Source organism: Acidithiobacillus thiooxidans ATCC 19377, assembly GCF_009662475.1.
Classification (GTDB): Bacteria; Pseudomonadota; Gammaproteobacteria; order Acidithiobacillales; family Acidithiobacillaceae; genus Acidithiobacillus; species Acidithiobacillus thiooxidans.
The window spans coordinates 2,719,279-2,739,005 of sequence record NZ_CP045571.1; the positions used below are offsets into that span (position 1 = coordinate 2,719,279).

Below are 19,727 nucleotides of genomic sequence, written 5' to 3' on the forward strand. Positions count from 1 at the left end.
TATGATGGATTACGACAACGATAGTAATGGTCTTGGATATAGTGCTTTGGGCATTGCCCTGCTGGCGGGTGCCGCTGCCGGAGCAGTAACCGCTTTGCTTTTTGCCCCTCAGGCAGGCGACCGCACCCGCGAACAAATTCGCCATCAGGCTAATCGTGCCTGGGACAAAGTGGTCGCTTCCCGTGAACGGATGAATGAACGCGTGGAAGAGTTGCTGGATACCATCGCCATTTACAGTGAAGAGCTGGTCCAAAAGGGTAAAGACCTGAGCGACCGGGAACGGCAACGCCTCAATGATGGCATCGCCCTGGCCCGTAGCGAGTTGGACCGCCTGCGTCGGAAACTGTCCCGTTTAGATTGACCACGGAGCAGCAAGCGGCTATTCTCTGCCGCGACGGGGCGTAGCGCAGCTTGGTAGCGCGCCTGCTTTGGGAGCAGGATGTCGTAGGTTCGAATCCTATCGCCCCGACCAAAAAAATCAAAGGCTTGAGCGTTTCGCTTGGGCCTTTATTTTTGTCTGTAGCGTTTACCGGTTACATTACCGGTTACACTTGGCGAATGTCATAACGGGTTTTTGAAGCTGGCGCTGCCCACGTCCAGACGCAAGGTAGTCGTTACCGTAACAGTAACCCTAGATCAATACGGTGGAATCATGGCAGACTCCCAAGAGTTGCATTGCCCAAGGTGCGGCAGCGAACAATTTAAACATCAAGATGACCTGATCGTCTGCATGATTTGCGGCCACGCTATGCGTTTTGAAGATCTGCAGTTGGTGGCACTACTCGACATGCTGGTCGATGATATAGAAGCCACCAGGCATTGACCGTCCAGATTCCAAAGGAACTCCTATGACCAACTATCAGGACCTCGCCGGATACCGTAAGTGCGTACAACGAACTCGGGCAGCGTGGCCTTTATTCCTGCAGCGGCGTGAGTCCATGCTTTCTGCTCAGGAGCGTTTCGGCAAGGTGGCAGAAAAAGCTGCTGAAAACATCGTCGGCGCGTTACTCACCAGTGTGCTGGATTGGCAAGAGCGGGATCTGAATTGGCAGCTCGGCCGTGCTGATCTGGTGGTAACCCACAACTTCACCAAATACCTTATTGTCGAGGCCAAGCGCCCAGGTAGCCTATCTAACAGGACCGCCATTGATAATGCGCTCGCCCAAGCCATCCGCTACGCCCACGAACAGCATGTTAAGCAGGTGGCTGTGTGTGATGGCATCCTGTTTTTCGCTGCAGACATCGTTGATGGTGGCTCGCGCCCGCGTGTGACGCTCAATCTGGCTCAAGAAGAGCCGCCGATTGATGAGCTCTGGTGGGTGAGCATGGATGGCGTGCACCGTCCTTGTGAGGCGCTCGCAGATTTATCGTTGCTAGGGCAGATTGGTGCCGCTCTATCTGCCGATGAGGCTGTTGATGCTGGTCAAGATGTACTCCTTCATCCGAAGTATCAGATCCCTGCTCGTTGCTTTGCCTATGTCGGCAATCCCAGCAAGACGTCCACCTGGAAACTGCCCTACCTGTTGGCTGATGGCTCTACCGATCTGAAGCGGTTACCCAAGGCCATTCAGTCACTCTCCAGTAATTATCGTGGCGCAAAAGTAGGCGGCATTCCCGATGAGGCTATTCCGGATGTGTTTCGCCGGCTGGCGGGCGCCGCTAGAGCGGAAGGCAAAATGCCTGCGTCAGGCGTCAAGGTCGCACCCGTCTATCAGATGCTTGCGGATATCCTCCAACAGATAGAATTGGCTGGGGTATAGGGTTTAAATGCCCAGCAAAGGGCCATATCGGGCCCGTATAGGTGCAAAAATGCCCCGCGTGCATCAGGACAGTTGATCGTGATGTTGTCGTGACAATGGAAAACTGCCTATACCTTTCTGGCACTAGAGGGAATCCTGACTTGGGGCCTTGTCTCGGGTGGTTGCACTGGTGCCCCCAACTTGGCAAGCACCATAGCCTTGAGCACTCGGGCGCGACCATTACCGCCGATTTCAAAAGGATAACCATTGGCCTTGAGCCACGCTATTTGCTTTGGGCGCGTCCGGTAGGTGGTCAACTCTTCCAGCTCTTCATCAGTTAGGAACATCGAAAGTCTCTTATCAACCTGATTTGCTTGGCATCACGCGCCGTCGTACCTGTTGGGCAGATTTTGTGCAGGCGCTTGCCATTGACCATAAGGCCGACATGCTTACGACCGTCTTTATCGGTCCAGATTGACATTCCCTTCTCTGCTCCCGCATCCACGCTTTCACTTCGTCCAGGTCGTATCTTTTACCACGCTTCCCGACTAGCAAGAAAGGCAGTCCTTCCAACTCCATGCGGCGGACGGTGCTTTCGCTGATCTGAAGCTCAGCACAGAGTTCTTGGCGTCTGACGGCCATCTATCTATCCTCCCCCTACAATGCTGTTACGGGTTTTCACTTACTCCAAAATGAATCCTTTGCCCTGTATTGCAATCGCCTCGTCAATTTCAGCCATAGTAGCTTCATCATCGGCAACATCCACGATCTGTTCAGCATACCCCGCGCCAATGGTTTTATGCAGAAGCAGCTGCACGGCCAAAAGTCGCAGGGCAGCTGGATTATTCTCCTGGTGGAACAAGCTTAACGCCTTATCAAGGTAGAATTCCGCGCCCAATCCCCCAAGCAGCCTCATGGCGGCTTCAATACCTGAATCTGCGCCCAGCAGTGAATCCTTTTCGGATATCCCCATCAGTTGCAACGCTGCCGCCCCTGCCATCGAATGGATACCTAACTTCTGCGCCATGCCTGAGGCAATTATATCTTCGTCTGTTGCATCGGCTGGAAACTCAACTATGTCATGGCAAGAATGACCTGCAGTGCCTTCCTCTTCGTTGGGGATGATAGTTGTTGTACCCGGATATAACTTGAGTCGGATAGCGGCGAGCAAGTGCCCCGCTTCGTGAACAGCAGTAGCCGCGAGATCTTCATCTGCTCCAGTTTCCTTCATGATTTCGTAAATTGGCATATCTTCAGATACGAACCGCTTCATAATTTCCTCCTTGGTGTTCGCCTGTGCCTTTCACCCCACCCCTGACCAAGCTGGTGCAGGGGTGGGGTCGTATCTGATTAAAGTTTCGCGTGCGTCACCATCTCGGTAAGCACCCCAGAGCAATTACAGGCATCTTCCAGCGCGTTCTCAACAGCATCCAGAGCATAGGCAAGGTCATTCTTGCCAAGCTCGTTATATGCGCTGTCTGTGGTCAGTAATCGCACCATAACGCGGATACGGTTGATGCGGTTCTGTAGGCCTTCGGCATGGTCGGCTGCGGTGATAATCATTTTGCACCCCCTCTGCGCCGGGTCATTTCATTGGTGAGCGAGTCCAGCGTAAAGCTGATACCCATTGCCAAATCGGAGAATACCGCGAGCCCTTCGCCAATGCCGTAAAGAGTGCCTTCGTTCCAGATATCTATGTTGTCCTTGGATTCTATCATTGCCAGACTGATGGCGCTGACCGAGTTCCACAAGCTCAAGTTGGCTGAGCGCATGGCATCCGCAAAGCGAGCCAGCTCCTCCGTGGTGTATCCATCGGGATGGTTGGCTGCTTCCCGCGCTTTGTAGATCGTTTCATGACATGGTGTGTAATGCATGATTAAGCCTCCTTGTTCGCGTTCAGCGTATTGATATGGTGCTGCAAATCTTCGGTGATTCCATCAATGAGACACCCGACGCCACCGAGAGAAGCCAGCAGAGACCCAAAATCAAATAGTGTGGCTTCATCCCAGGCATCTCTATTGCTGCGCGTATGCATGAGGATCTGCCCCAAACTATTGATGTTCGCGAACAGGCCATAATTAGTTTCTCTGGCGACCTCTAGATGGCCGTTCAGTTGCCCGGCTGTCAGTCCTTCCGGGTTTTTGGAGACGTGATAGGCATCAAATAACCGAGTACCGAACTCGCCGTATGTACGATTCTGTGTTTTTTCCATGATAAGCCCTCTGTGCATAGTACCTGAATGACTCAGGCGGCCAGGGGCTCAAAAGTGCTATAGGTGCACCGGACGTATTTCCCTCTCGGGTATTGTATTCCGGCCACCCCCGGCCATCGAGGACGCACCTATTGCTGCGCAACAGGCATAAAAAATCCCGCAAGTCTGACGGGGCGGAGTTCCGCCTATAGGTGTTTTGAGCACCATGAGCAAGAGAATAGTCGCGGTTGTGCGGGAGGTCAAGGTGGACGGTATCAGCACCAGCTTTTTTTATAGTCGGCAAGAACTCGTGCGCGCGTTAATTGATTCAGCGTTTCAATTAACCTCCTGGCAGCACCATCCCATGATCCTTGTCGCAGCGCAGGGTTTCAGAAATCCCGAACATCTGCGGCGGAAGGTCCGTCTTATAGGCGCGGTCTACTATCCGGTGAACCCATTGCTGCACTGGGCCGGTCTTCTCAAGCTGAAGCAGGACCATGCGCTTAGGGGTGCCCTGTTCGCGTTTTGTCGCCACCGTTTCAGCGAGCTTGCCTTCAGCGTGACAAGCGTTGGCGTCGGTTGGGGGAACAAACCCGTCTGATATCTTCTTATTGACGGGCTTCGGTGAAGGGACTGGCGTCGTAGGAGTCGGTGGTATGCCCACACCATAAGTTGCGAGATCTCCGGCCTCATTAAAATGGAGCATCATCCCGTTGTCCGTATTCGCATAAGCAAACGGCACAGACAGCACAAGCGCAACAGACAATAACAGTTTTTTCATTTTGGTTTTCTCCGACGGTGAAGCCTATGCCGATCAAAGAATGCACCCCCCACGGCGGCAAAGAGTATCAATGGGGAGATCATGGCACTTGCTATGCAGACCGTAAAGAAGCGATGAATTTAATTCATTACGTCTCGGTCGCGGCGCTCACAATGCGCTCACAATGAGGCTACAAGCCCCGCCAGTGCTGACTATCAGCGGTCACGATGAACGGGCGCGTTAAGGGCGTTTTTCGTGTGAACGGTACGGTGGTGATGCCAACCCATGCCGCAGGATGCAGCAGAGGGCACGGAAAGGGCCTTGCAGGCGTTTGCTTTTGCCCTTGCACGAGCCGCTATTGCTGGGGATAGCGTTTGCTTTTGGGTTGCCTTTAGGTGGTTCCGGTTACAGGAACGCTCGCTATTTTACTTTCCGGTCGTCTTGCGGTGCGGTGCGGGTTTTGGCTTCTGGGCCTGCCGTTCGGCTTCCAGTTCGGTAGGGTTGCGGGCAAACAGTTTCGTCCATGCCGCCATATATGCAGGGGTTACAGCTGGGGCGGATTTCCGGCGCCTCATGCTAAAGACTCCCCGCTTTCTCGTTCTTCCCGTAGCAGGCGGCGAATTTCTTCGGGTGTCGCCACAGCCTGAGCAGATATTGACATGATAGGTGCCCCGTTTGCCCCGGATACCTGTAAGTCGCTGGGTAGCAGTTTGCCCAGAAGCGCCATAAAAGCAACAGGGTTTTCAGTTGCCTGCTTTGCCAACCAGCCCACACCTCCAGCCTGTTCTAGAGCACCTATAATTAGCTCCTTCACGCTTCCAGTGATTTTGTTTGTGCTGCCCTTGGGCCTGCCTGGCCCGGGTCCGCGCAAGTTATTTTGAGTTAGTTTAACCATGAGGCTGCTCCTGCTTGTTAGCCAAGTGCGGGTCGCCGCTATGATCAGACTTCAACCCCGGCACATTAGGAAGCGCCGGGGATCCAAGAATGAGAAGCGGATTACTCACAAGATTCCGGAATTGATTGCATCTACGGTCGTGTATCGGCGGAAGGCCTGTGCGAGCAGCCGTCCATGATCTGCCGGATCCTGTGAGTTTGTATGGACCACCACCTGACCGATGTGTGCCTCGCTGCTGTTTTGATTGACTACGGAAGCCGCGCTGCGGTTGTGGTGGTTGACTATCGAGGCCGCACGAGCCGGGGCGCTGGAGTGGGCGGAGACTCTGGGGACTGCCATCCTGACCGTCGGGTCGTTGTAATACTCGTTCGCCAGAGCCTGCCGCTTGATCGTCTGGGACTGCAGATTAGCCGGGGCTTCGTAATACTTGGTGAAGATCGCTGACTTTTCGGAAGCTGTCTTAGCCGCCATGAACTTGGCATAGGCTGCGGGATATTGGGTCTTAAACTCCCAGTTGGCAAAGGTCAACTGCTGCGCCATGGAAGAGCCTTGAATCGGTCGCCCCATCATCTTCTGGAAAAGGGCTTGCCGCTGATGGCCCCATTGCGCGAGACCGTAGCCGGGGCCGTTAGGCTGCTGTATGTCTGGGTTCAGGCCGCTTTCTGCGTTGAAGTTTGCGGCTATGGCTGCGGCTCCGGCTTTGCCGTATCCAAGCCTTTGCAGGTAGGACATCATGGCCGCACGCTTTTCGGCATGATTAAGCGCGGATTTCTCGCCTTCGTCCGTGTCCTGCGAGTAAAGCATAGCCACGCCACCACCAAGAACTGCCAAGCCGCCCGCCAGTGTCGCACCCCCTGCTGCTGCACCCGCTGCGCTACTTAGCACTTTGGCAGCACCACCCAAGCCAGCAACACGAGCCAGGGACGTAGCGACCAGGCCGATGGACCAAGCCAACTGGCCGAACCCTGCAATCATCGAGGCGAGCTTTAACCCGGCCAGCGTCATTAAGACGTCCTTCCACCCACCAAACCACTGCACCCCTTTGTTAATCTCGATGCCCAGCTTGGTCAGCCCAGCCACGAACACATCTACCCACCCGACAATCTGGGACTGGTGCGACATGGCCCAGTTGGCCCATCCCTGAAGCTTGACCAATAGCTTCTGGAATATCGGCAGGAACTGGTAAGCAATGGCGGTTGCCACGCGCTTGACCGAGTTGCCGAATTGCACGAGCTTGGTCTGCATCATCACGGCCTGCTGCTCTTGCGCCTTGGTGTAAGCCGGGTGCACTTCGTAATAGGCCAGCTTCTTCTTGAGCGCGTAGTAATGCTTGAGCAGGTTAAACTGGCTTTCATCAAAACCCATTTCCGCCGCATGCTCTCGCGCTTCGTTGGGATGGATTTTGTAAAGGGCGCTCAGGTACCTGGATACTCGAAGCAGACCGGTAGCCGCGTTGTTTGTGGCGCCGGGGTTTATGCCGAACTTCTGCATCGCGGACATCTGCGAGGTTGGTCCCATTCCTGAGGTGTGCAAGGCCGTCATCGAGTCGGACATAGTCAGGAGCATGTTGCTGGCGCTCTGGGCTGTTCCTCCAACTGCCTTCAGCGAAGACTGCCACGCCTGAACCTGCCGACTGTGCATACCCAGATTATCGGCCAGCCGCTTGACGTTCGCAGCGCCGGTAATCATCTCCTTGCCAAACTCCGCTATCCCCACCCCACCCGCAAGGACGGCAATCAGGCCAAGCGCATGGTCGCGTATCTTACCAAAGGTTTCGGCTGCATGTTTGCCCTGCTTTTCAAATTGTTCGGCCCGTTTTTTCTGCGCGTCTGCAGCCTTTTTGTCGAGCTCCGTACGCTCTTTGCTGTCCTTCTTGAGTAGATTCTCCAGCTTGGATTGCTGCTTGGCCGCCTCAATCGTGCCTGTTTTAAAAGCGGAGGCATCTAGGCCTAGGGTAACGAGTAATGCATCTATCACGGTAGCCATTATGCTCCCCTCTCTGCAGCGCATTGCAGGTGGTGGTTGTCGATCATGTGACTGCCTTCTGTTGTCATCGCAATTTTCATATCAGCCTCCGTGATAATTTTTTCCAGGGTGGCGCGCATGCTGGTGCTGTTGGAGCGAGCCAAGCGCCGTAATGCATGGCGCGTTTCTGGATGGACTTCGACCGCAAAGGAAATGCGCTGACCGGTGGAGTAGAGACGTTGGCGGCGTTGCCGCTGGTATTCAGTGTTCATGCTTCCTCCTGGCGAATCGGGAAGGTGTAAAGATATACACTGTATTTTATTACAGCTATCCACTTGTATCAAGTAAGTTTCTGGTGGAATTAGGTTTTTCTTGAGGCCGTGCACCATATGACGCGTTGACGTGGATGCTCGAATTTGTTCTTTGAGGCCTTGGCTGGGCAGGTTTGCCGCAGAGCCAGCAATGTTATGGATATGGTCGTTACTGAACATTTGCGTAAGCCTCCAGTTCGGTAAACCATGCCCCGCCCGGTGTCTGGCTTTCGAGAAGATGAATGACTTTACTCGTCAGCCAGGTCCGATTAGCGGCGCTGATCTGGCTATCCTGTACCTGAAACGGACTGCTGGGATACATGCCGGGCAGGAAAATAGACCGGACGGTGATCCCCTGCTGCGTAAAGGTCGGGTATCCCACCAGCCCCGCATTAGGCTTCAGAATCGGCATCGAGGTTGAGCCCAATGCGTCGACCGTCAATCCCTTGGGATAAATAATCATCGTCCCGTCCTCTATCACCACGTGAAAGTTTCCTTGTTTCGCGCAACTGTGGTACTGGTCACGCAAGCTGCCCCTGAAGGCCGGGTTATTCAGGATCGTGGTGACTCCGTTATTCTTGAAAGCCCAGCCTGCTTGCGTGGCAAAATACTGCATGACCGTGGCGGCAGGGACCGATCCTTTGTAGCTGTAGGGCGGGGGAGCGGTCAGCCCGGCAATGCCCTGTACGCTGGCGTTGATGACCAGGCTCACATCCGGCTGACTGCTGAAGTCACCCCATGCGTGCATGATCGCGCCACTGAAGATGCGGGACATGGGGCTTCCGGATAGGCCCACTTCTACATTCAGCAGGTTCTTGCTGATAGCAGATGCGGCCACGTTACTGATCGCCAGCAGCTCGTTGATGACGTTGAGCTTCAGCCCAAATATCCGAATAGCCAGACTTCCGCCTGCCTCACTGGGCATCGCCTCAAGAGAAAGCTGAACCCGAAGCCCTGAAAACGTCATAACCTGCTTGGTCTTGTAATACTCAATCGTGACCCGTATTTCCCGTTCACCGAAACTCATAATGCACCCCCTAACGATTCACGAATGACAGTACAGGCATCGCACAAGGCCATCTCGCACAAACTGCCTGCAGTGGTAAAAATCTCCGGCGCGATGTGGTGCAGATCCATGACCACGCGCCAGGGCTTTCGACTCTGACGATAAAACAGGGCAGGCTTACGTCCGGTCCTTTCTGCCTGCCGCTGCGCCTGAGCCCACCAAGATGCAATGCTGAGGGCTTCCTGGCGTTTGACCTCGATAGCCCAGTTCGGTATGTCCAGAGAATCGGCGCCACCCTGCCAGACCTGATCCAGATTGCGCGTTACAGTGACGCCCAGGTGATCGGTCAGCAGATGAAACAGTTCACGCTCTCCACGTTGACCCTTTGATCGTTGGGATGCACTCATGATGCCACCTGCAAAGCGTCGAGATTGGCCTGTATCAAATCCGCCAGCCGTTGCTTGTACACCACCGGGCCTCGCTGTGGGGCTGTAAGGTCGTTGTAAAACCATTGCCGTGGATCCTCTGGAAAGCTCTGGTTACGGCGCATCCCACCAATGCCATGTATCACTGCACGCGGGGCCAAGAGTTCGGGGAAGTCTGCATAATCGAGCCATGTTTTACCCCCGCTGTTATTACCAACTGGTTTATACGACCTGTTCAGCAGAATCATCTCAGTGGTGCCAGGTACGTCATGCCAGCAGTACGGAAGATGGATGCCCGCGTCCTTGGGTAGACGCTGGCCCAGCATGTCCTGCGCTTTCGAGAGCAAGACGGTGACCATATTCGGGAATGTATCGGTATTCATAGTTTTTGCTCCTGCTTCAGTAAAACGACTAAATGCGGTTTCAGTTCTTCAATAAATTCTCGGTCGTAAGGCCAGAGCATGTCTGATGGCCCGATTCGCAATTCACCTTGCGCGGTCAACCGGACACGCAAACCAATCTGCCGCATGGTGGTCAGCAGGGTTTCGGCCATGACGTCAGGGGTGGAGAACTCCGATTGCGGGGCCATAGCTGCGCTGTGCTGCATCGGAGTGGCTGGGATGGTATTAACGGCTGGCGTCGATTCTGCCGCCAATATGGAAAGAATCTCGGTGCGACGGTCTTTGATGCTCTGGCGCACTTCATCGGTAAGCAAGTCAGCAGGCCCGGCTTTCAGCTTTCCACCATGAGCGGATAGGGTGAGTCCTGCCGCCCTGAGTTCTGCCACCAAAAGGGAAGGGTTAGAACTCTTCATAATTTTCCCCTTCGTCGTCTGGTGCATCCGTCCGGGAACGAACGAACGAACGGACGGGGGTATTACATACCCCCCCGTTACGTTCCGTTCGCTCTGGTTCCCCCGAACGATTCGTAACATTTCGTTCGCTTTCGTTCGCGTTCGTTCGCCCTTCCGATACCCTTACAAAATTGCCTGAGACTGTTACAAGTCCACGTTTTATTAGGGCTGATTTGGTTTCATTAAATCTTTGACGGATTAAGCCTGTCCCTTCTCGCCACTCTGCAAGTGTCACCTTGGCGTCATCTGATGAACGGCTCCCGCTTTCAAGGTTCGTTCGCCTGTTTTCGTGCATCTCCCGCAACACTCCAAGGCATAACGTCTGATTTTTCCCCAGTTGCTCGGCCTGCTCTGGTGGCTCACATTCTTCCAGCACTGCCGAATAAATCCGCTCGTCATCTTCATCCAGCCATTGCGTGTCCACGCTCGCCAGTTTGAACGTCAAGGGTTTGAACCCTTCGGATTCCTTGGCCTTGCTACTCGATAGGGTAATAACGCCTTCGGACTGGGTGAGTGACAATTCAGCATCCAGTGCGGCCTTAATCGCTGAACTACCGCGTGCCCGATCCTGATTGTGTCCGGCATGGTGAACGAGGATCACACTGCACTTGTATTGCTCGCGGATTTTGTCGCAAGCCTGTACCAGTTCGCCCATGTCGCGGGCGCTGTTTTCATCCAGCCCAGCAGCAGCACGCGCCAGAGTGTCGATAAACACCACGGACGGGGTGCCTGCTCCTGCTTCCTGTATGGCGGCCGTAATCTCTGCAACCGCTTCAGATTCGCCAAGGGGCACAATGCGGCGGGAGATGAACAGCGGCGCGTCTGGCAGTCTCGCGTCTGGGTTTGTCAGGTGCCATGCTCGCAGGCGTCGAGATACACCCCCGCCACCTTCGCCCAAGATATAAACGGCTGGGCCTTGGGTGACGCGGTGCCCGTACCAGTCAGAACCGCAGGCGATGGATGCCGCCATGCTGAGAGCGCAGAACGATTTACCTGCTCCCGGCTGCCCATATAGCAGCGCCAGTGTGTCCGCTTCCACAATGTCGCGGATCAACCAACGGACAGCAGGCGGATTAGTCAGCAGTTCTCTGACGTGACGCAGTAACGGCGGGCGCGGTGGTTGTGGTTCCGGCAGAACATCAACAGCGCCAGCAGTTGGCTCCTGAGTGGGTTCTGGTTCATCTTCGCCATAGGAAAAGGGAACATCGCCTGTCCAGTCGGTATCATCCAGCATTGGAGCCATCCCTGCGCTGACTGCGCCTCCAGACGATCCAGTCATTAAAATCTGATAGGCCAGCTGGCGCATCCTTCGGGAACTTCGGCCAAATCCACTTTCCATTGGCGGCTATGGCCGCAGCTTTTGCTTTTTCCATACCCACCGGATCAGCATCGGCAGCAATGACCAGATCGATGCGGGGGAACCGCTTCCGTGCCTCTGTGCCCACATGCATAAGGTTTCCAGCATCCAGTGCAGCAATGACACACGCGCCTGGTGAAAGCTCTGCGACACTGGAAGCAGTGGCCCAGCCCTCGCAAACGATCATTTGCCGGTCCTGTGCAGGCATGGCATCAACACGGATAAACGCGTCCATTTTTGCCATGCCTCTTGTGAAGCGTTTACTACCGTCTTCGGCGATCGTCTGGATGCCGCGTAAATCGCCATCAAAGCCAGTGATAGGCAAAAGCAAAAGATCATCACGTTGCCGGGCGATACCAGGGTGGATTTGCTTCCGGCGAAGATACTCATGATCGGCTTTGGCTGAACTGGCATGATTCCAGATCCAGAGCGCCCGCTTTGCAGCTTCTTTGTGTTGAGCTTCAAGATCCGCCTGCCTTTCTGCTCGCTCGCGCTCGATGCGATGCTGAAGCATTTCGCGCTCTTTGTTGGTCAACGCTGATTGACTTTTCATACTCCAGCGAACGGAAAGCCCTTGTCGCCAATCGCCACCGGCGCCAGCAATAGGGCTGTCAAGATGCAGGCGATACCACGCCGTCTTTTGGCCTGGGCGGTCAGTAACGAGAGGGGCGCGATGTAATGCACCATCAGCAATGATCGGGCTGTGTAGGGCCAGAATAACGCCCGCATCTGCAAGAGCTTGGCGAAATTGAGTGATTGGATCATTTTGCATGAGCCACCCCCACCATGCTGCTAATTTCGGTCAGCATCTCACCGATCAAGGCCAGATCGTCGTCACTTAGCTGTGCGCCTGAGATAAGCCGTCCGGCGTTCCATAGTGATGAGATGGCGCGACGCCCGCGTGCGGTGGTAGAATAGTTGGGTGCGTTGTACTGGTCGTTCTGCGGAAGTGGGGCGGCCTTTTTCATGCGCGTTCCCCTGTTTCTATCCATTGATCAAGTTCAACACGATCCCAAATAACCACACCGGGGCCAAGCCGCCGGGGTTGTGGTGCTTTCTTTTCAGACACCAGTTTTAGGTAAGTGCTGCGGGACATCCCGCAATAGGCGGCTGCGCCGGTAGCGCGTAGTGCTCGGGGTTGTATCTGCTCTTCGGATTTCATGGGATAAGCCTCTTGTGAACGACAAGTGCCATTTAATCCGGTCTAATTTATGCTACCGAACATCGCCGCAAGGTTTGCAAACAATTCACGCGGGGATAAAAAAAGCGGCACAATGGCCGCCGTAGTGGTGCTCAGGTAATCTCTCGGAATTGGCGCTTAAGGCACCCGCTTGTGATCTCGGTATTGTCTGATTTCCGCCACGCCGTGATCTCGTTTGGCTTGATGGTGATGCCCGCCAGCGCCGCCAGGTCTATAATGATGCGCGTCTGTTTGGGGGCGCCCTTTGATATGTACCGATCCAAAGTGCGGAAAACCGATGCCCCTCTGCTCTGACCGTATGCGTGCTTCTGGACCGGAGTCAGCGGCCAGTTATCGCGCGGGTCAACTTCATTAAGCGTAGCAAATGCCTCAAGCTGCTTCGGGTCCAGCTTGCCGGGTGCCTGATTTGTCTCGATCTCCAGGTGATGCGCTACGCCGAGAGGGACGATCTCTGCCAGCTTGGCGACTATAGCCGCCATATGTTCCTGCCTGACACCCTTGAGCAACTCGACTGCCTTATCCATGCCATCCTTGACTGCTCTTAGAGCATTCTCTCGGCGGGCATATTCCCCCAGGTCACTATCATCCTTGATGACGCTTATCAGGTAGAGAGGCAAAACTCTTGCATGGTTGATTCCGCCAATAACATAAGGCAGGGCGCGATCCAATGCCGGAAGCCCGGTCGGTGGACACCCCTCTATCGTTGGGGCTGGCTGGTCGGCCCATGCTCTTTTTAGCCTGTTCTGTTCTTCCAGCGTCGGTGCATCCCGAATCGCGCGAATCAGGTCATCGGGGTGCCCGAATTGTAGCCGCTGGGAAGAGTCGTACGCCACAATGATCTCGAAGGCCCTCTGGAGTTGCTCCGGTATCGCCGCACTGGTCGGAATGACGGGCTTCCTGCCGCGTTTGCTGGTCATTCATGCGCTCCTTCTCTGCGCCTCCTTCGGGAATAGGTGCCATGCTCAAGCCGGTGAAGGTTCCGGCTTTTCGGGAGCTACCCTAGGGCATGGCTTAAAAGGTCACGCCATTTGCAGGCGCTTCACTTCTGGCGGGTTCTGTCGGACTTTCCACAGGTCATATTGCGCTTGCTGGGTGAGCCATGATTCAGCACTGCCACCAAATGCCAGAGAAAGGCGCACGGCCATTGCGGGGCTGATTCCGGTATGCCCATTCAGCAATTCAGATAAAGCCTTGCGGGTGACGCCCAGGGCTTGCGCGGCATCAGTGACACTCAGCCCTAAAGGGTCAATGCAGAGTTCCCGGATCACTTCGCCGGGATGCGGAGGGTTGTGCATCATGGTATTAGCTCCTAGTGATAATCCACATAATCAACGTCATCAGCATCTGATCCAGTAAAACAAAAAGTCAGACGCCAGTTTCCTGAAACCCAAACAGCCCAGAAGCCGTCCATATCGCCCTTGAGCGGGTGCAGACGTGTACCCGGCAAGTCCATATCCTGCGGCTGCCTTGCGGCGTCCAGACGGACCAGCAGCAGGCTCAACCGCTTGGCATGATCAGCAATGATTCCCGCTTTACTGCCTGTTTCATAAAACTGGCGCAAACCCTTGTGCCTGAATCTCTGTATCATATCGTAACCTTATGGGTGACAGTATAGCTTTAGCCAGTAATCATCACAACATTGTCACCCGTAGCCGTTGCGCGTAATCCAGCCAGGTGCCTTCCCCACTTCGCCCAGGCATCGGCGGCTTCTTTTGAATAATCATATCGTTGATAAATCTTAGTGACGCCTTTCGATTCTTTGTGATTCAAAACGGCATCGATGACGGCGGGCATGATACCGAGTTCCTGCATACCGCTGGCGCATGTGCGGCGTAGGTCGTGCGCGGTCCATCGGCCACCATTCAGGGTAAGGGCGTCGGTTGCTGCCGTCCTGCCCTGCCGTTGGGCCTTTTGCGTCTGACGGTCATAGATGGCGGTTCCAATGGAAAGCCGTGTCTGATGATCTCCAATCTTTTTAGGTGACGGGACACACCAGACGCCTTCCCGGATTTCCTGAAGTACCGAGAACTGCGCCAGCGCGAACCCTGACAGAGTGATACGGTGTTCCTTTTTGTTCTTGGCGTTTTCAGCCGGGATGGTCCAGACGTTGCCGTTTACATGCGCCCACTCTGCGCTGCATATCTCCCCCAGGCGGCATCCGGTGGAAAGCACGATCAGCAGAACAGCTTGCACACTGACAGACAATCCACTGACAGGTAACTTTCGGATCAGGTCCACGATCTCATCGTCAGCCAGGACCCGGTCACGGCTTTCCAGCTTGCCGCCTACGTCAGCAGCCTGAACGGGGGCCAGAGGATCAACGCTGACGATCTCTCGCAACTGCGCCCACTTGTAGAATGTTTTAAGCGTTGTCAGCAGCCTGTTAGCCATTCTTGGCGCTCGTGCGGATACGGTATCCAGGCACACCAGCAAATCAGCGCGGGTAACTTTGGCTATCTCTATGTCGCCCACTTTCGGGATCACGTCTTTCTGCATAGCTCGGAGCAAATCGGGGCCATCCTTGCGCTTGGATAGCTTCGCTACATCCCATTCTGCGAATACATCCGCAAACGTCTTGCGGGCGGCCTGCTCCATCTTGGCAATACGCGCGGCTTCCTGCTTGGCGCGTTCCTGTTCTTCAGCATAAACCTGAGGGTCCACGCCACTATCTAGCTGCTCGTGGGCTTTATCTGCTTTTTTTCGGGCATCCTTCAATGATACATGCGGATACTCACCTACTCGCATGATCCGGCGTTTGCCGTCGCACTGATAGCGAAGCTGCCAGATTTTCCCACCAGAAGGATATACACGGAGCTCCAAACCGCCACCATCCCGATAAATCATTTCCCGCTTTTCGGGTTTGATGTTTTGCACCTGTTTGTCATTGAGCAGTTTCTCGGCCATATCAGCCCCCTTTCAATTTACCGGTTACACTACCGGTTACACTTGGATTGGGACAGCATAGGACATCATGGAACCACTGTAAACATTAAGCGACTGTTTTTATTGATAACGTACTTTTGAGAAAAACAGCATGGGACCCAATAGAACTGCATATCGCCTGCTTTGGGAGCAGGATGTCGTAGGTTCGAATCCTATCGCCCCGACCAATTAAAACAGGCACTTGGCACATGCGGCCAAGTGCCTTTGTTTTTATTTACATCAGGATCCCAGCACTTTGCGGGCATTGGTGAATATCTGCATCCACGGCGTCAATTCGCCCCAATCTGCTGGTGCCCAGCTCATTTGCAGGCTACGCACGACCCGCTCGGGATGCGGCATCAAAATGGCAACCCGACCATCTTCATTGCAGAGCCCGGTGATCCCTTCCGGCGATCCGTTGGGGTTGGCCGGATAGTGACGTGCCACTTGCCCCATGGCGTCCACGTAACGCATGGTGACCGGTGCAGGAGACCCTTCGGTGGTACTGTCAAAGTGGGCACGGCCTTCGCCATGGGCGATGACAATCGGTGCATAGGTTCCGGCCATCCCGCTAAACCACAGGGAAGGAGAGTCCAGCACTTCCACCATGGCCAGGCGGGCTTCAAATTGCTCAGAACGATTGCGGGTAAATAATGGCCAATGCCCGGCTCCGGGAATGATTTCCCGCAATTCAGCCATCATCTGGCAGCCATTGCAGACACCCAGGGCCAGGCGCGATTCATCTGCAAAAAACGCCGCAAACTGGTCCAGCAATGCCGAATGAAACAGAATGGACTTGGCCCAACCAGCCCCGGCACCCAGCACATCGCCATAAGAAAAGCCGCCACAAGCTGCCAATGCCTGAAAATCATTGAGGCGATAACGTCCACTAGTCAGATCACTCATGTGGACATCCACAGCCGTGAATCCGGCACGGTGAAAAGCAGCCGCCATTTCAACCTGACCATTGACGCCCTGCTCACGCAAAATGGCCACTTTGGGCTGCACACCCTGCTGAATCATGGGCATCTGCGGACTGAAGGGAACACGGGAGAAAAGCGGAGCTTCCATTGCGGTCGCGGCAGCAAATGCTTCTTTGGCGCATTGCGGATCGTCACGCAACGACGCCATCTGATAGCTGTTTTCAGTCCATGCCTGCAGCAACTCCGCAATGGGTTCGTTCAGTAATACCTGTTCACCCTGCAGTACCCGCAGCTGCCAATGCCCGACATGCACGGTACCAAGGCACTGAGCCCGGGTGTCCAGATCCTTTTCCGCAAAAATGCCCCGCACGGTTTCCCGATCTTTGGCCGCTACCTGAAGCAATACGCCCGGCTCCTCCGCAAACAGGAAAGACCAGACATCGGCCCCGGCAGGCAGCACCATATCCGCTCCGCAACGACTCGCAAATGACATTTCACACAGCGTAGCCCACAGCCCGCCATCGGCACGGTCATGATAGGCGAGCACGAGTTCCTGTTCACGCAAGCTGCATAGCGCCGCAAAAAGTTTACGCAACAGTTCAGGCTGATCCATGTCCGGCGTTTCCGCGCCCATTTGCCCCACTGTCTGGGCGAGGATAGAAGCCCCCAGACGGCCCTGTCCTAAATCAACCAGCCATAAATCCGTCTCTTCCTGGGCCGCCCACTGGGGCGTCCAGGTCTTGCGCAGATCCTGCACGGGCGTAAAAGCCGTAATAATCAGGGAAAGAGGAGAGACGACCGCTTTGTCCTGCCCTTCTTCCTGCCAGAGCGTGCGCATGGACAAGGAGTCTTTTCCCACCGGAATGGCCAGATCCAGGGCAGGACAAACTTCCAGGGCTGCTGCCTTGACGGCATCAAAGAGAGCTGCATCTTCGCCGGGATGATCCACTGCCGCCATCCAGTTGGCCGAGAGCTTGATGTTATCCAGTACCCGCACATCTGCCGCCCAGAGATTGGTCAGTGCTTCAGCAATGGCCAGGCGCGCGCTGGCCACAGGGTTCAGAACTGCCACTGGCGCCCTTTCGCCAATGGCCATCGCCTCACCGTGGGTATTCCAGAAATCTGCTGCAGTCACTCCACAGTCAGCAACCGGCACCTGCCAGGGACCGACCATCTGATCGCGGTGAATCAGGCCCCCCACGCTCCGGTCGCCAATGGTAATCAGAAACTCCTTACTGGCTACCGAGGGATGACGGAGCACCGCATAGGCAGCATCGCGCAAAACCGTTCCAGACAGGTCCAGAGATTGGGTCTGAACCATTTGATGCCGGCTATTTCTTTCCATGCGCGGCGGACAACCCAGTAGCGCGCTGAGTGCCATATCTACAGGAGTATCCTGCAGGAGCGCATCTTCGACCAGAAGGACATCTTCTTCCACAGCCTCACCCAGTACGGCGTAGGGGCAACGCTCACGCTGACAAATGGCCTCAAAGCGCGGCAAATCCTCTGGAGTAACCGCCAACACATAGCGCTCCTGCGCTTCATTACTCCAGATTTGCATGGGCGACATGGCGGGTTCTTCATTAGGTATCGTGCGCAACTGCAAGCGCCCGCCCCGACCCCCATCATGTAATAACTCGGGAACGGCGTTGGATAATCCACCGGCACCCACATCATGAATGGAGAGGATGGGGGAATCCTGGCCCAAAGCCACGCAGCGTTCAATCACTTCCTGGGCCCGCCGTTGCATTTCAGGATTACCCCGTTGCACCGAGGCAAAATCCAGTTGTTCATCGCCCGATCCGCTGGCCACACTGGAAGCGGCACCGCCACCCAGACCGATGAGCATAGCCGGACCACCAATCACCAACACTTTCGCGCCGATCGGCAAAGGCTGTTTTTCCACCATCTGCGGGCGGATTTGCCCCAACCCTCCGGCCAGCATGATGGGCTTGTGGTAACCGCGATGCACCCCATCGTGATCACACTCAAAAACCCGGAAATAACCGGCAATGGCCGGACGTCCAAATTCATTGTTGAAAGCAGCCGCACCCAGCGGTCCACCGCGCATGATTTCCAGAGCGGAACGAATCCGCGCCGGCTTTCCATAAAAAGGCTGTTCCCAGGACTGGGTATAACCCGGAATACGCAGATGAGATACCGAGAACCCGGTCAGACCCGCCTTGGGTTTGCCGCCCCGCCCCGTGGCCCCTTCATCCCGAATTTCCCCACCACTGCCCGTGGCCGCGCCCGGAAAGGGAGAAATGGCCGTTGGATGATTGTGGGTTTCCACCTTCATCAAAATGGCGGTGTTTTCTTCCGTTGGCCGATACTGACCGTCGGCAGCCACGGCAAAGGGCTGACTGGTCATGATACTCGCCATGACTGCTGCGTTGTCCTTGTAGGCAGATAAAGTGCCTTGCGGATTCAGGCGATGGGTTTCACGGATCATGCCAAACAGACTCTGGGACTGATTTTCGCCATCCAGATGGTAGTGGGCGTTAAATACCTTATGGCGACAATGCTCGGAATTCGCCTGGGCAAACATCATCAGTTCGGCATCACTGGGATCTCGGCCCAAATCTGAAAAATAATCCTTCAGGTAATCCAGTTCAGCAGGAGACAACGCCAGTCCCATGCTGCGATTGGCTTCAGTCAAGGCCGTCATGCCCTCTGCCTGCAGCGCCACCCGCCGCAAATGTGCCGGCTCGGGGTGCTTGAAAATGGCCTCGGCTGCATACCAGTCAGAAAGCACAGATTCGGTCATGGGATCATGAAGCTGCCGACGGATTTGCTCCATTTCTGTCGTGCTGAAAATACCCACTCCGGCACGCATCAGCGTATAGGACACACCGCGCTCGACCCTGCGGACGTTGCCAAGCCCGCAATGCCGGAAAATTTCGCTGGCTTTGCTCGACCAGGGAGAAATGGTACCCAGGCGCGGCAACACGCAAATTTCCTGAATTCCATCCTGGGACTCTTCGGTAAATGGCGTTCCATAGTGCAGCAGAGCGGTGACCACACCAGTTTGTTCGGCGTTGAGGGCTTCACTCAGGTCAAGCAGATGCACAAAGCGCGCATTCAGATAAGCAACCGGAAGGTCCGCTTCTTGCAGGAGTTTCAGCAGATGTTGCAGACGAAAGGCAGAAAGGGCCGCAGAGCCGCGCAGCAGCAGCATG

26 protein-coding genes and 1 tRNA gene are annotated in these 19,727 nt (G+C 55.2%); 5 read left to right on the forward strand and 22 right to left on the reverse strand.

The features are described from left to right. Position 1 precedes the first annotated feature (1 nt). The 4 genes from GCD22_RS14250 to GCD22_RS14265 all read left to right on the forward strand — a co-directional run bounded on the left by GCD22_RS14250 (position 2) and on the right by GCD22_RS14265 (position 1,760). Positions 2-361 (forward strand): YtxH domain-containing protein, encoded by a 360-nt coding sequence (locus tag GCD22_RS14250; RefSeq protein ID WP_024894610.1) that lies wholly within the window; start codon positions 2-4, stop codon positions 359-361. 34 nt (positions 362-395) lie between these two features. Then, a tRNA-Pro gene (locus GCD22_RS14255) sits at positions 396-472 on the forward strand. A gap of 180 nt (positions 473-652) precedes the next feature. Next, complete coding sequence (locus tag GCD22_RS14260) at positions 653-823, forward strand: hypothetical protein (RefSeq protein ID WP_153940850.1); 171 nt, start codon at positions 653-655, stop codon at positions 821-823. Positions 824-848: 25 nt separating this feature from the next. After that, positions 849-1,760, forward strand: a complete 912-nt coding sequence (locus tag GCD22_RS14265; RefSeq protein ID WP_031572202.1) for a hypothetical protein — start codon at positions 849-851, stop codon at positions 1,758-1,760. Positions 1,761-1,867: 107 nt separating this feature from the next. Here the strand turns inward: GCD22_RS14265 and GCD22_RS14270 are convergent, their stop codons facing one another. The 6 genes from GCD22_RS14270 to GCD22_RS14295 form a co-directional block, all read right to left on the reverse strand. Then, positions 1,868-2,086 carry a DUF4224 domain-containing protein gene (locus GCD22_RS14270; protein WP_031572203.1) on the reverse strand — a complete coding sequence of 73 codons (219 nt, stop codon included), beginning with the start codon at positions 2,084-2,086 and terminating at the stop codon, positions 1,868-1,870. 335 nt (positions 2,087-2,421) lie between these two features. Continuing rightward, a complete protein-coding gene (locus GCD22_RS14275) occupies positions 2,422-3,012 on the reverse strand; it encodes a hypothetical protein (RefSeq protein WP_081577468.1) in 591 nt (196 codons plus the stop codon). Between the two features lie 77 nt (positions 3,013-3,089). Further along, on the reverse strand, positions 3,090-3,302 hold the full coding sequence (locus tag GCD22_RS14280) for a hypothetical protein (RefSeq protein WP_031572206.1): 213 nt from the start codon (positions 3,300-3,302) through the stop codon (positions 3,090-3,092). Beyond that, positions 3,299-3,613 carry a hypothetical protein gene (locus GCD22_RS14285; RefSeq protein ID WP_031572207.1) on the reverse strand — a complete coding sequence of 105 codons (315 nt, stop codon included), beginning with the start codon at positions 3,611-3,613 and terminating at the stop codon, positions 3,299-3,301. The genes GCD22_RS14280 and GCD22_RS14285 overlap by 4 nt, the downstream gene beginning before the upstream one ends. Positions 3,614-3,615: 2 nt before the next feature. Continuing rightward, positions 3,616-3,951, reverse strand: a complete 336-nt coding sequence (locus GCD22_RS14290) for a hypothetical protein (protein ID WP_031572208.1) — start codon at positions 3,949-3,951, stop codon at positions 3,616-3,618. 319 nt (positions 3,952-4,270) lie between these two features. Then, positions 4,271-4,711: a hypothetical protein gene (locus GCD22_RS14295; RefSeq protein WP_031572209.1), complete on the reverse strand. Its 441-nt coding sequence runs from the start codon at positions 4,709-4,711 to the stop codon at positions 4,271-4,273. 26 nt (positions 4,712-4,737) lie between these two features. Between GCD22_RS14295 and GCD22_RS14300 the strand changes: the two genes are divergently transcribed. Continuing rightward, positions 4,738-4,878: a hypothetical protein gene (locus GCD22_RS14300; RefSeq protein WP_153940851.1), complete on the forward strand. Its 141-nt coding sequence runs from the start codon at positions 4,738-4,740 to the stop codon at positions 4,876-4,878. Positions 4,879-5,261: 383 nt separating this feature from the next. Here the strand turns inward: GCD22_RS14300 and GCD22_RS14305 are convergent, their stop codons facing one another. From GCD22_RS14305 to purL, 16 genes are all read right to left on the reverse strand, one after another. Continuing rightward, positions 5,262-5,585, reverse strand: a complete 324-nt coding sequence (locus tag GCD22_RS14305) for a hypothetical protein (RefSeq protein WP_051690591.1) — start codon at positions 5,583-5,585, stop codon at positions 5,262-5,264. A 105-nt stretch (positions 5,586-5,690) separates the two neighbouring features. Continuing rightward, positions 5,691-7,571, reverse strand: coding sequence for a phage tail tip lysozyme (locus GCD22_RS14310; protein ID WP_031572211.1), 1,881 nt, complete (start codon positions 7,569-7,571; stop codon positions 5,691-5,693). Further along, positions 7,571-7,822, reverse strand: a complete 252-nt coding sequence (locus GCD22_RS14315) for a hypothetical protein (protein ID WP_031572212.1) — start codon at positions 7,820-7,822, stop codon at positions 7,571-7,573. The genes GCD22_RS14310 and GCD22_RS14315 overlap by 1 nt, the downstream gene beginning before the upstream one ends. Positions 7,823-8,030: 208 nt before the next feature. Beyond that, positions 8,031-8,888 (reverse strand): baseplate hub protein, encoded by an 858-nt coding sequence (locus GCD22_RS14320; protein ID WP_031572213.1) that lies wholly within the window; start codon positions 8,886-8,888, stop codon positions 8,031-8,033. Next, positions 8,885-9,274, reverse strand: coding sequence for a putative PDDEXK endonuclease (locus GCD22_RS14325; protein WP_035210464.1), 390 nt, complete (start codon positions 9,272-9,274; stop codon positions 8,885-8,887). Before GCD22_RS14325 ends, GCD22_RS14320 begins: the two co-directional genes overlap by 4 nt. Continuing rightward, the gene (locus GCD22_RS14330) at positions 9,271-9,675 is read right to left on the reverse strand and encodes a hypothetical protein (RefSeq protein WP_031572214.1); all 405 of its coding nucleotides are present in this window, start codon (positions 9,673-9,675) and stop codon (positions 9,271-9,273) included. The genes GCD22_RS14325 and GCD22_RS14330 overlap by 4 nt, the downstream gene beginning before the upstream one ends. After that, positions 9,672-10,106: a TubC N-terminal docking domain-related protein gene (locus GCD22_RS14335; protein WP_031572215.1), complete on the reverse strand. Its 435-nt coding sequence runs from the start codon at positions 10,104-10,106 to the stop codon at positions 9,672-9,674. Before GCD22_RS14335 ends, GCD22_RS14330 begins: the two co-directional genes overlap by 4 nt. Further along, positions 10,093-11,424 carry an AAA family ATPase gene (locus GCD22_RS14340; RefSeq protein WP_170286754.1) on the reverse strand — a complete coding sequence of 444 codons (1,332 nt, stop codon included), beginning with the start codon at positions 11,422-11,424 and terminating at the stop codon, positions 10,093-10,095. Before GCD22_RS14340 ends, GCD22_RS14335 begins: the two co-directional genes overlap by 14 nt. After that, on the reverse strand, positions 11,369-12,274 hold the full coding sequence (locus GCD22_RS14345) for a toprim domain-containing protein (RefSeq protein WP_051690593.1): 906 nt from the start codon (positions 12,272-12,274) through the stop codon (positions 11,369-11,371). Before GCD22_RS14345 ends, GCD22_RS14340 begins: the two co-directional genes overlap by 56 nt. Then, positions 12,264-12,470, reverse strand: coding sequence for a hypothetical protein (locus tag GCD22_RS14350; RefSeq protein WP_031572218.1), 207 nt, complete (start codon positions 12,468-12,470; stop codon positions 12,264-12,266). The genes GCD22_RS14345 and GCD22_RS14350 overlap by 11 nt, the downstream gene beginning before the upstream one ends. After that, the gene (locus GCD22_RS14355; protein WP_031572219.1) at positions 12,467-12,664 is read right to left on the reverse strand and encodes a helix-turn-helix transcriptional regulator; all 198 of its coding nucleotides are present in this window, start codon (positions 12,662-12,664) and stop codon (positions 12,467-12,469) included. The genes GCD22_RS14350 and GCD22_RS14355 overlap by 4 nt, the downstream gene beginning before the upstream one ends. 131 nt (positions 12,665-12,795) lie before the next feature. Beyond that, entirely contained in the window at positions 12,796-13,620 is an 825-nt protein-coding gene (locus GCD22_RS14360; RefSeq protein WP_031572220.1) for a hypothetical protein, read from the reverse strand. A 102-nt stretch (positions 13,621-13,722) separates the two neighbouring features. Continuing rightward, a complete protein-coding gene (locus GCD22_RS14365; protein WP_031572221.1) occupies positions 13,723-14,001 on the reverse strand; it encodes a HigA family addiction module antitoxin in 279 nt (92 codons plus the stop codon). 11 nt (positions 14,002-14,012) lie between these two features. After that, a complete protein-coding gene (locus GCD22_RS14370) occupies positions 14,013-14,291 on the reverse strand; it encodes a type II toxin-antitoxin system RelE/ParE family toxin (protein ID WP_031572222.1) in 279 nt (92 codons plus the stop codon). Between the two features lie 29 nt (positions 14,292-14,320). Then, positions 14,321-15,607: a tyrosine-type recombinase/integrase gene (locus tag GCD22_RS14375; RefSeq protein ID WP_081577471.1), complete on the reverse strand. Its 1,287-nt coding sequence runs from the start codon at positions 15,605-15,607 to the stop codon at positions 14,321-14,323. 258 nt (positions 15,608-15,865) lie between these two features. Next, positions 15,866-19,726, reverse strand: a complete 3,861-nt coding sequence (gene purL, locus GCD22_RS14380) for a phosphoribosylformylglycinamidine synthase (RefSeq protein WP_031572225.1) — start codon at positions 19,724-19,726, stop codon at positions 15,866-15,868. Position 19,727 lies beyond the last annotated feature (1 nt).

Bases quoted from the DNA above. Each gene is read 5' to 3' on its own strand.
- GCD22_RS14250 (WP_024894610.1), top strand. From the start codon at position 2: ATGATGGATTACGACAACGATAGTAATGGTCTTGGATATAGTGCTTTG.
- GCD22_RS14260 (WP_153940850.1), top strand. From the start codon at position 653: ATGGCAGACTCCCAAGAGTTGCATTGCCCAAGGTGCGGCAGCGAACAA.
- GCD22_RS14265 (WP_031572202.1), top strand. From the start codon at position 849: ATGACCAACTATCAGGACCTCGCCGGATACCGTAAGTGCGTACAACGA.
- GCD22_RS14270 (WP_031572203.1), bottom strand. From the start codon at position 2,086: ATGTTCCTAACTGATGAAGAGCTGGAAGAGTTGACCACCTACCGGACG.
- GCD22_RS14275 (WP_081577468.1), bottom strand. From the start codon at position 3,012: ATGAAGCGGTTCGTATCTGAAGATATGCCAATTTACGAAATCATGAAG.
- GCD22_RS14280 (WP_031572206.1), bottom strand. From the start codon at position 3,302: ATGATTATCACCGCAGCCGACCATGCCGAAGGCCTACAGAACCGCATC.
- GCD22_RS14285 (WP_031572207.1), bottom strand. From the start codon at position 3,613: ATGCATTACACACCATGTCATGAAACGATCTACAAAGCGCGGGAAGCA.
- GCD22_RS14290 (WP_031572208.1), bottom strand. From the start codon at position 3,951: ATGGAAAAAACACAGAATCGTACATACGGCGAGTTCGGTACTCGGTTA.
- GCD22_RS14295 (WP_031572209.1), bottom strand. From the start codon at position 4,711: ATGAAAAAACTGTTATTGTCTGTTGCGCTTGTGCTGTCTGTGCCGTTT.
- GCD22_RS14300 (WP_153940851.1), top strand. From the start codon at position 4,738: ATGCCGATCAAAGAATGCACCCCCCACGGCGGCAAAGAGTATCAATGG.
- GCD22_RS14305 (WP_051690591.1), bottom strand. From the start codon at position 5,585: ATGGTTAAACTAACTCAAAATAACTTGCGCGGACCCGGGCCAGGCAGG.
- GCD22_RS14310 (WP_031572211.1), bottom strand. From the start codon at position 7,571: ATGGCTACCGTGATAGATGCATTACTCGTTACCCTAGGCCTAGATGCC.
- GCD22_RS14315 (WP_031572212.1), bottom strand. From the start codon at position 7,822: ATGAACACTGAATACCAGCGGCAACGCCGCCAACGTCTCTACTCCACC.
- GCD22_RS14320 (WP_031572213.1), bottom strand. From the start codon at position 8,888: ATGAGTTTCGGTGAACGGGAAATACGGGTCACGATTGAGTATTACAAG.
- GCD22_RS14325 (WP_035210464.1), bottom strand. From the start codon at position 9,274: ATGAGTGCATCCCAACGATCAAAGGGTCAACGTGGAGAGCGTGAACTG.
- GCD22_RS14330 (WP_031572214.1), bottom strand. From the start codon at position 9,675: ATGAATACCGATACATTCCCGAATATGGTCACCGTCTTGCTCTCGAAA.
- GCD22_RS14335 (WP_031572215.1), bottom strand. From the start codon at position 10,106: ATGAAGAGTTCTAACCCTTCCCTTTTGGTGGCAGAACTCAGGGCGGCA.
- GCD22_RS14340 (WP_170286754.1), bottom strand. From the start codon at position 11,424: ATGACTGGATCGTCTGGAGGCGCAGTCAGCGCAGGGATGGCTCCAATG.
- GCD22_RS14345 (WP_051690593.1), bottom strand. From the start codon at position 12,274: ATGCAAAATGATCCAATCACTCAATTTCGCCAAGCTCTTGCAGATGCG.
- GCD22_RS14350 (WP_031572218.1), bottom strand. From the start codon at position 12,470: ATGAAAAAGGCCGCCCCACTTCCGCAGAACGACCAGTACAACGCACCC.
- GCD22_RS14355 (WP_031572219.1), bottom strand. From the start codon at position 12,664: ATGAAATCCGAAGAGCAGATACAACCCCGAGCACTACGCGCTACCGGC.
- GCD22_RS14360 (WP_031572220.1), bottom strand. From the start codon at position 13,620: ATGACCAGCAAACGCGGCAGGAAGCCCGTCATTCCGACCAGTGCGGCG.
- GCD22_RS14365 (WP_031572221.1), bottom strand. From the start codon at position 14,001: ATGATGCACAACCCTCCGCATCCCGGCGAAGTGATCCGGGAACTCTGC.
- GCD22_RS14370 (WP_031572222.1), bottom strand. From the start codon at position 14,291: ATGATACAGAGATTCAGGCACAAGGGTTTGCGCCAGTTTTATGAAACA.
- GCD22_RS14375 (WP_081577471.1), bottom strand. From the start codon at position 15,607: ATGGCCGAGAAACTGCTCAATGACAAACAGGTGCAAAACATCAAACCC.
- purL (WP_031572225.1), bottom strand. From the start codon at position 19,726: ATGCTGCTGCTGCGCGGCTCTGCGGCCCTTTCTGCCTTTCGTCTGCAA.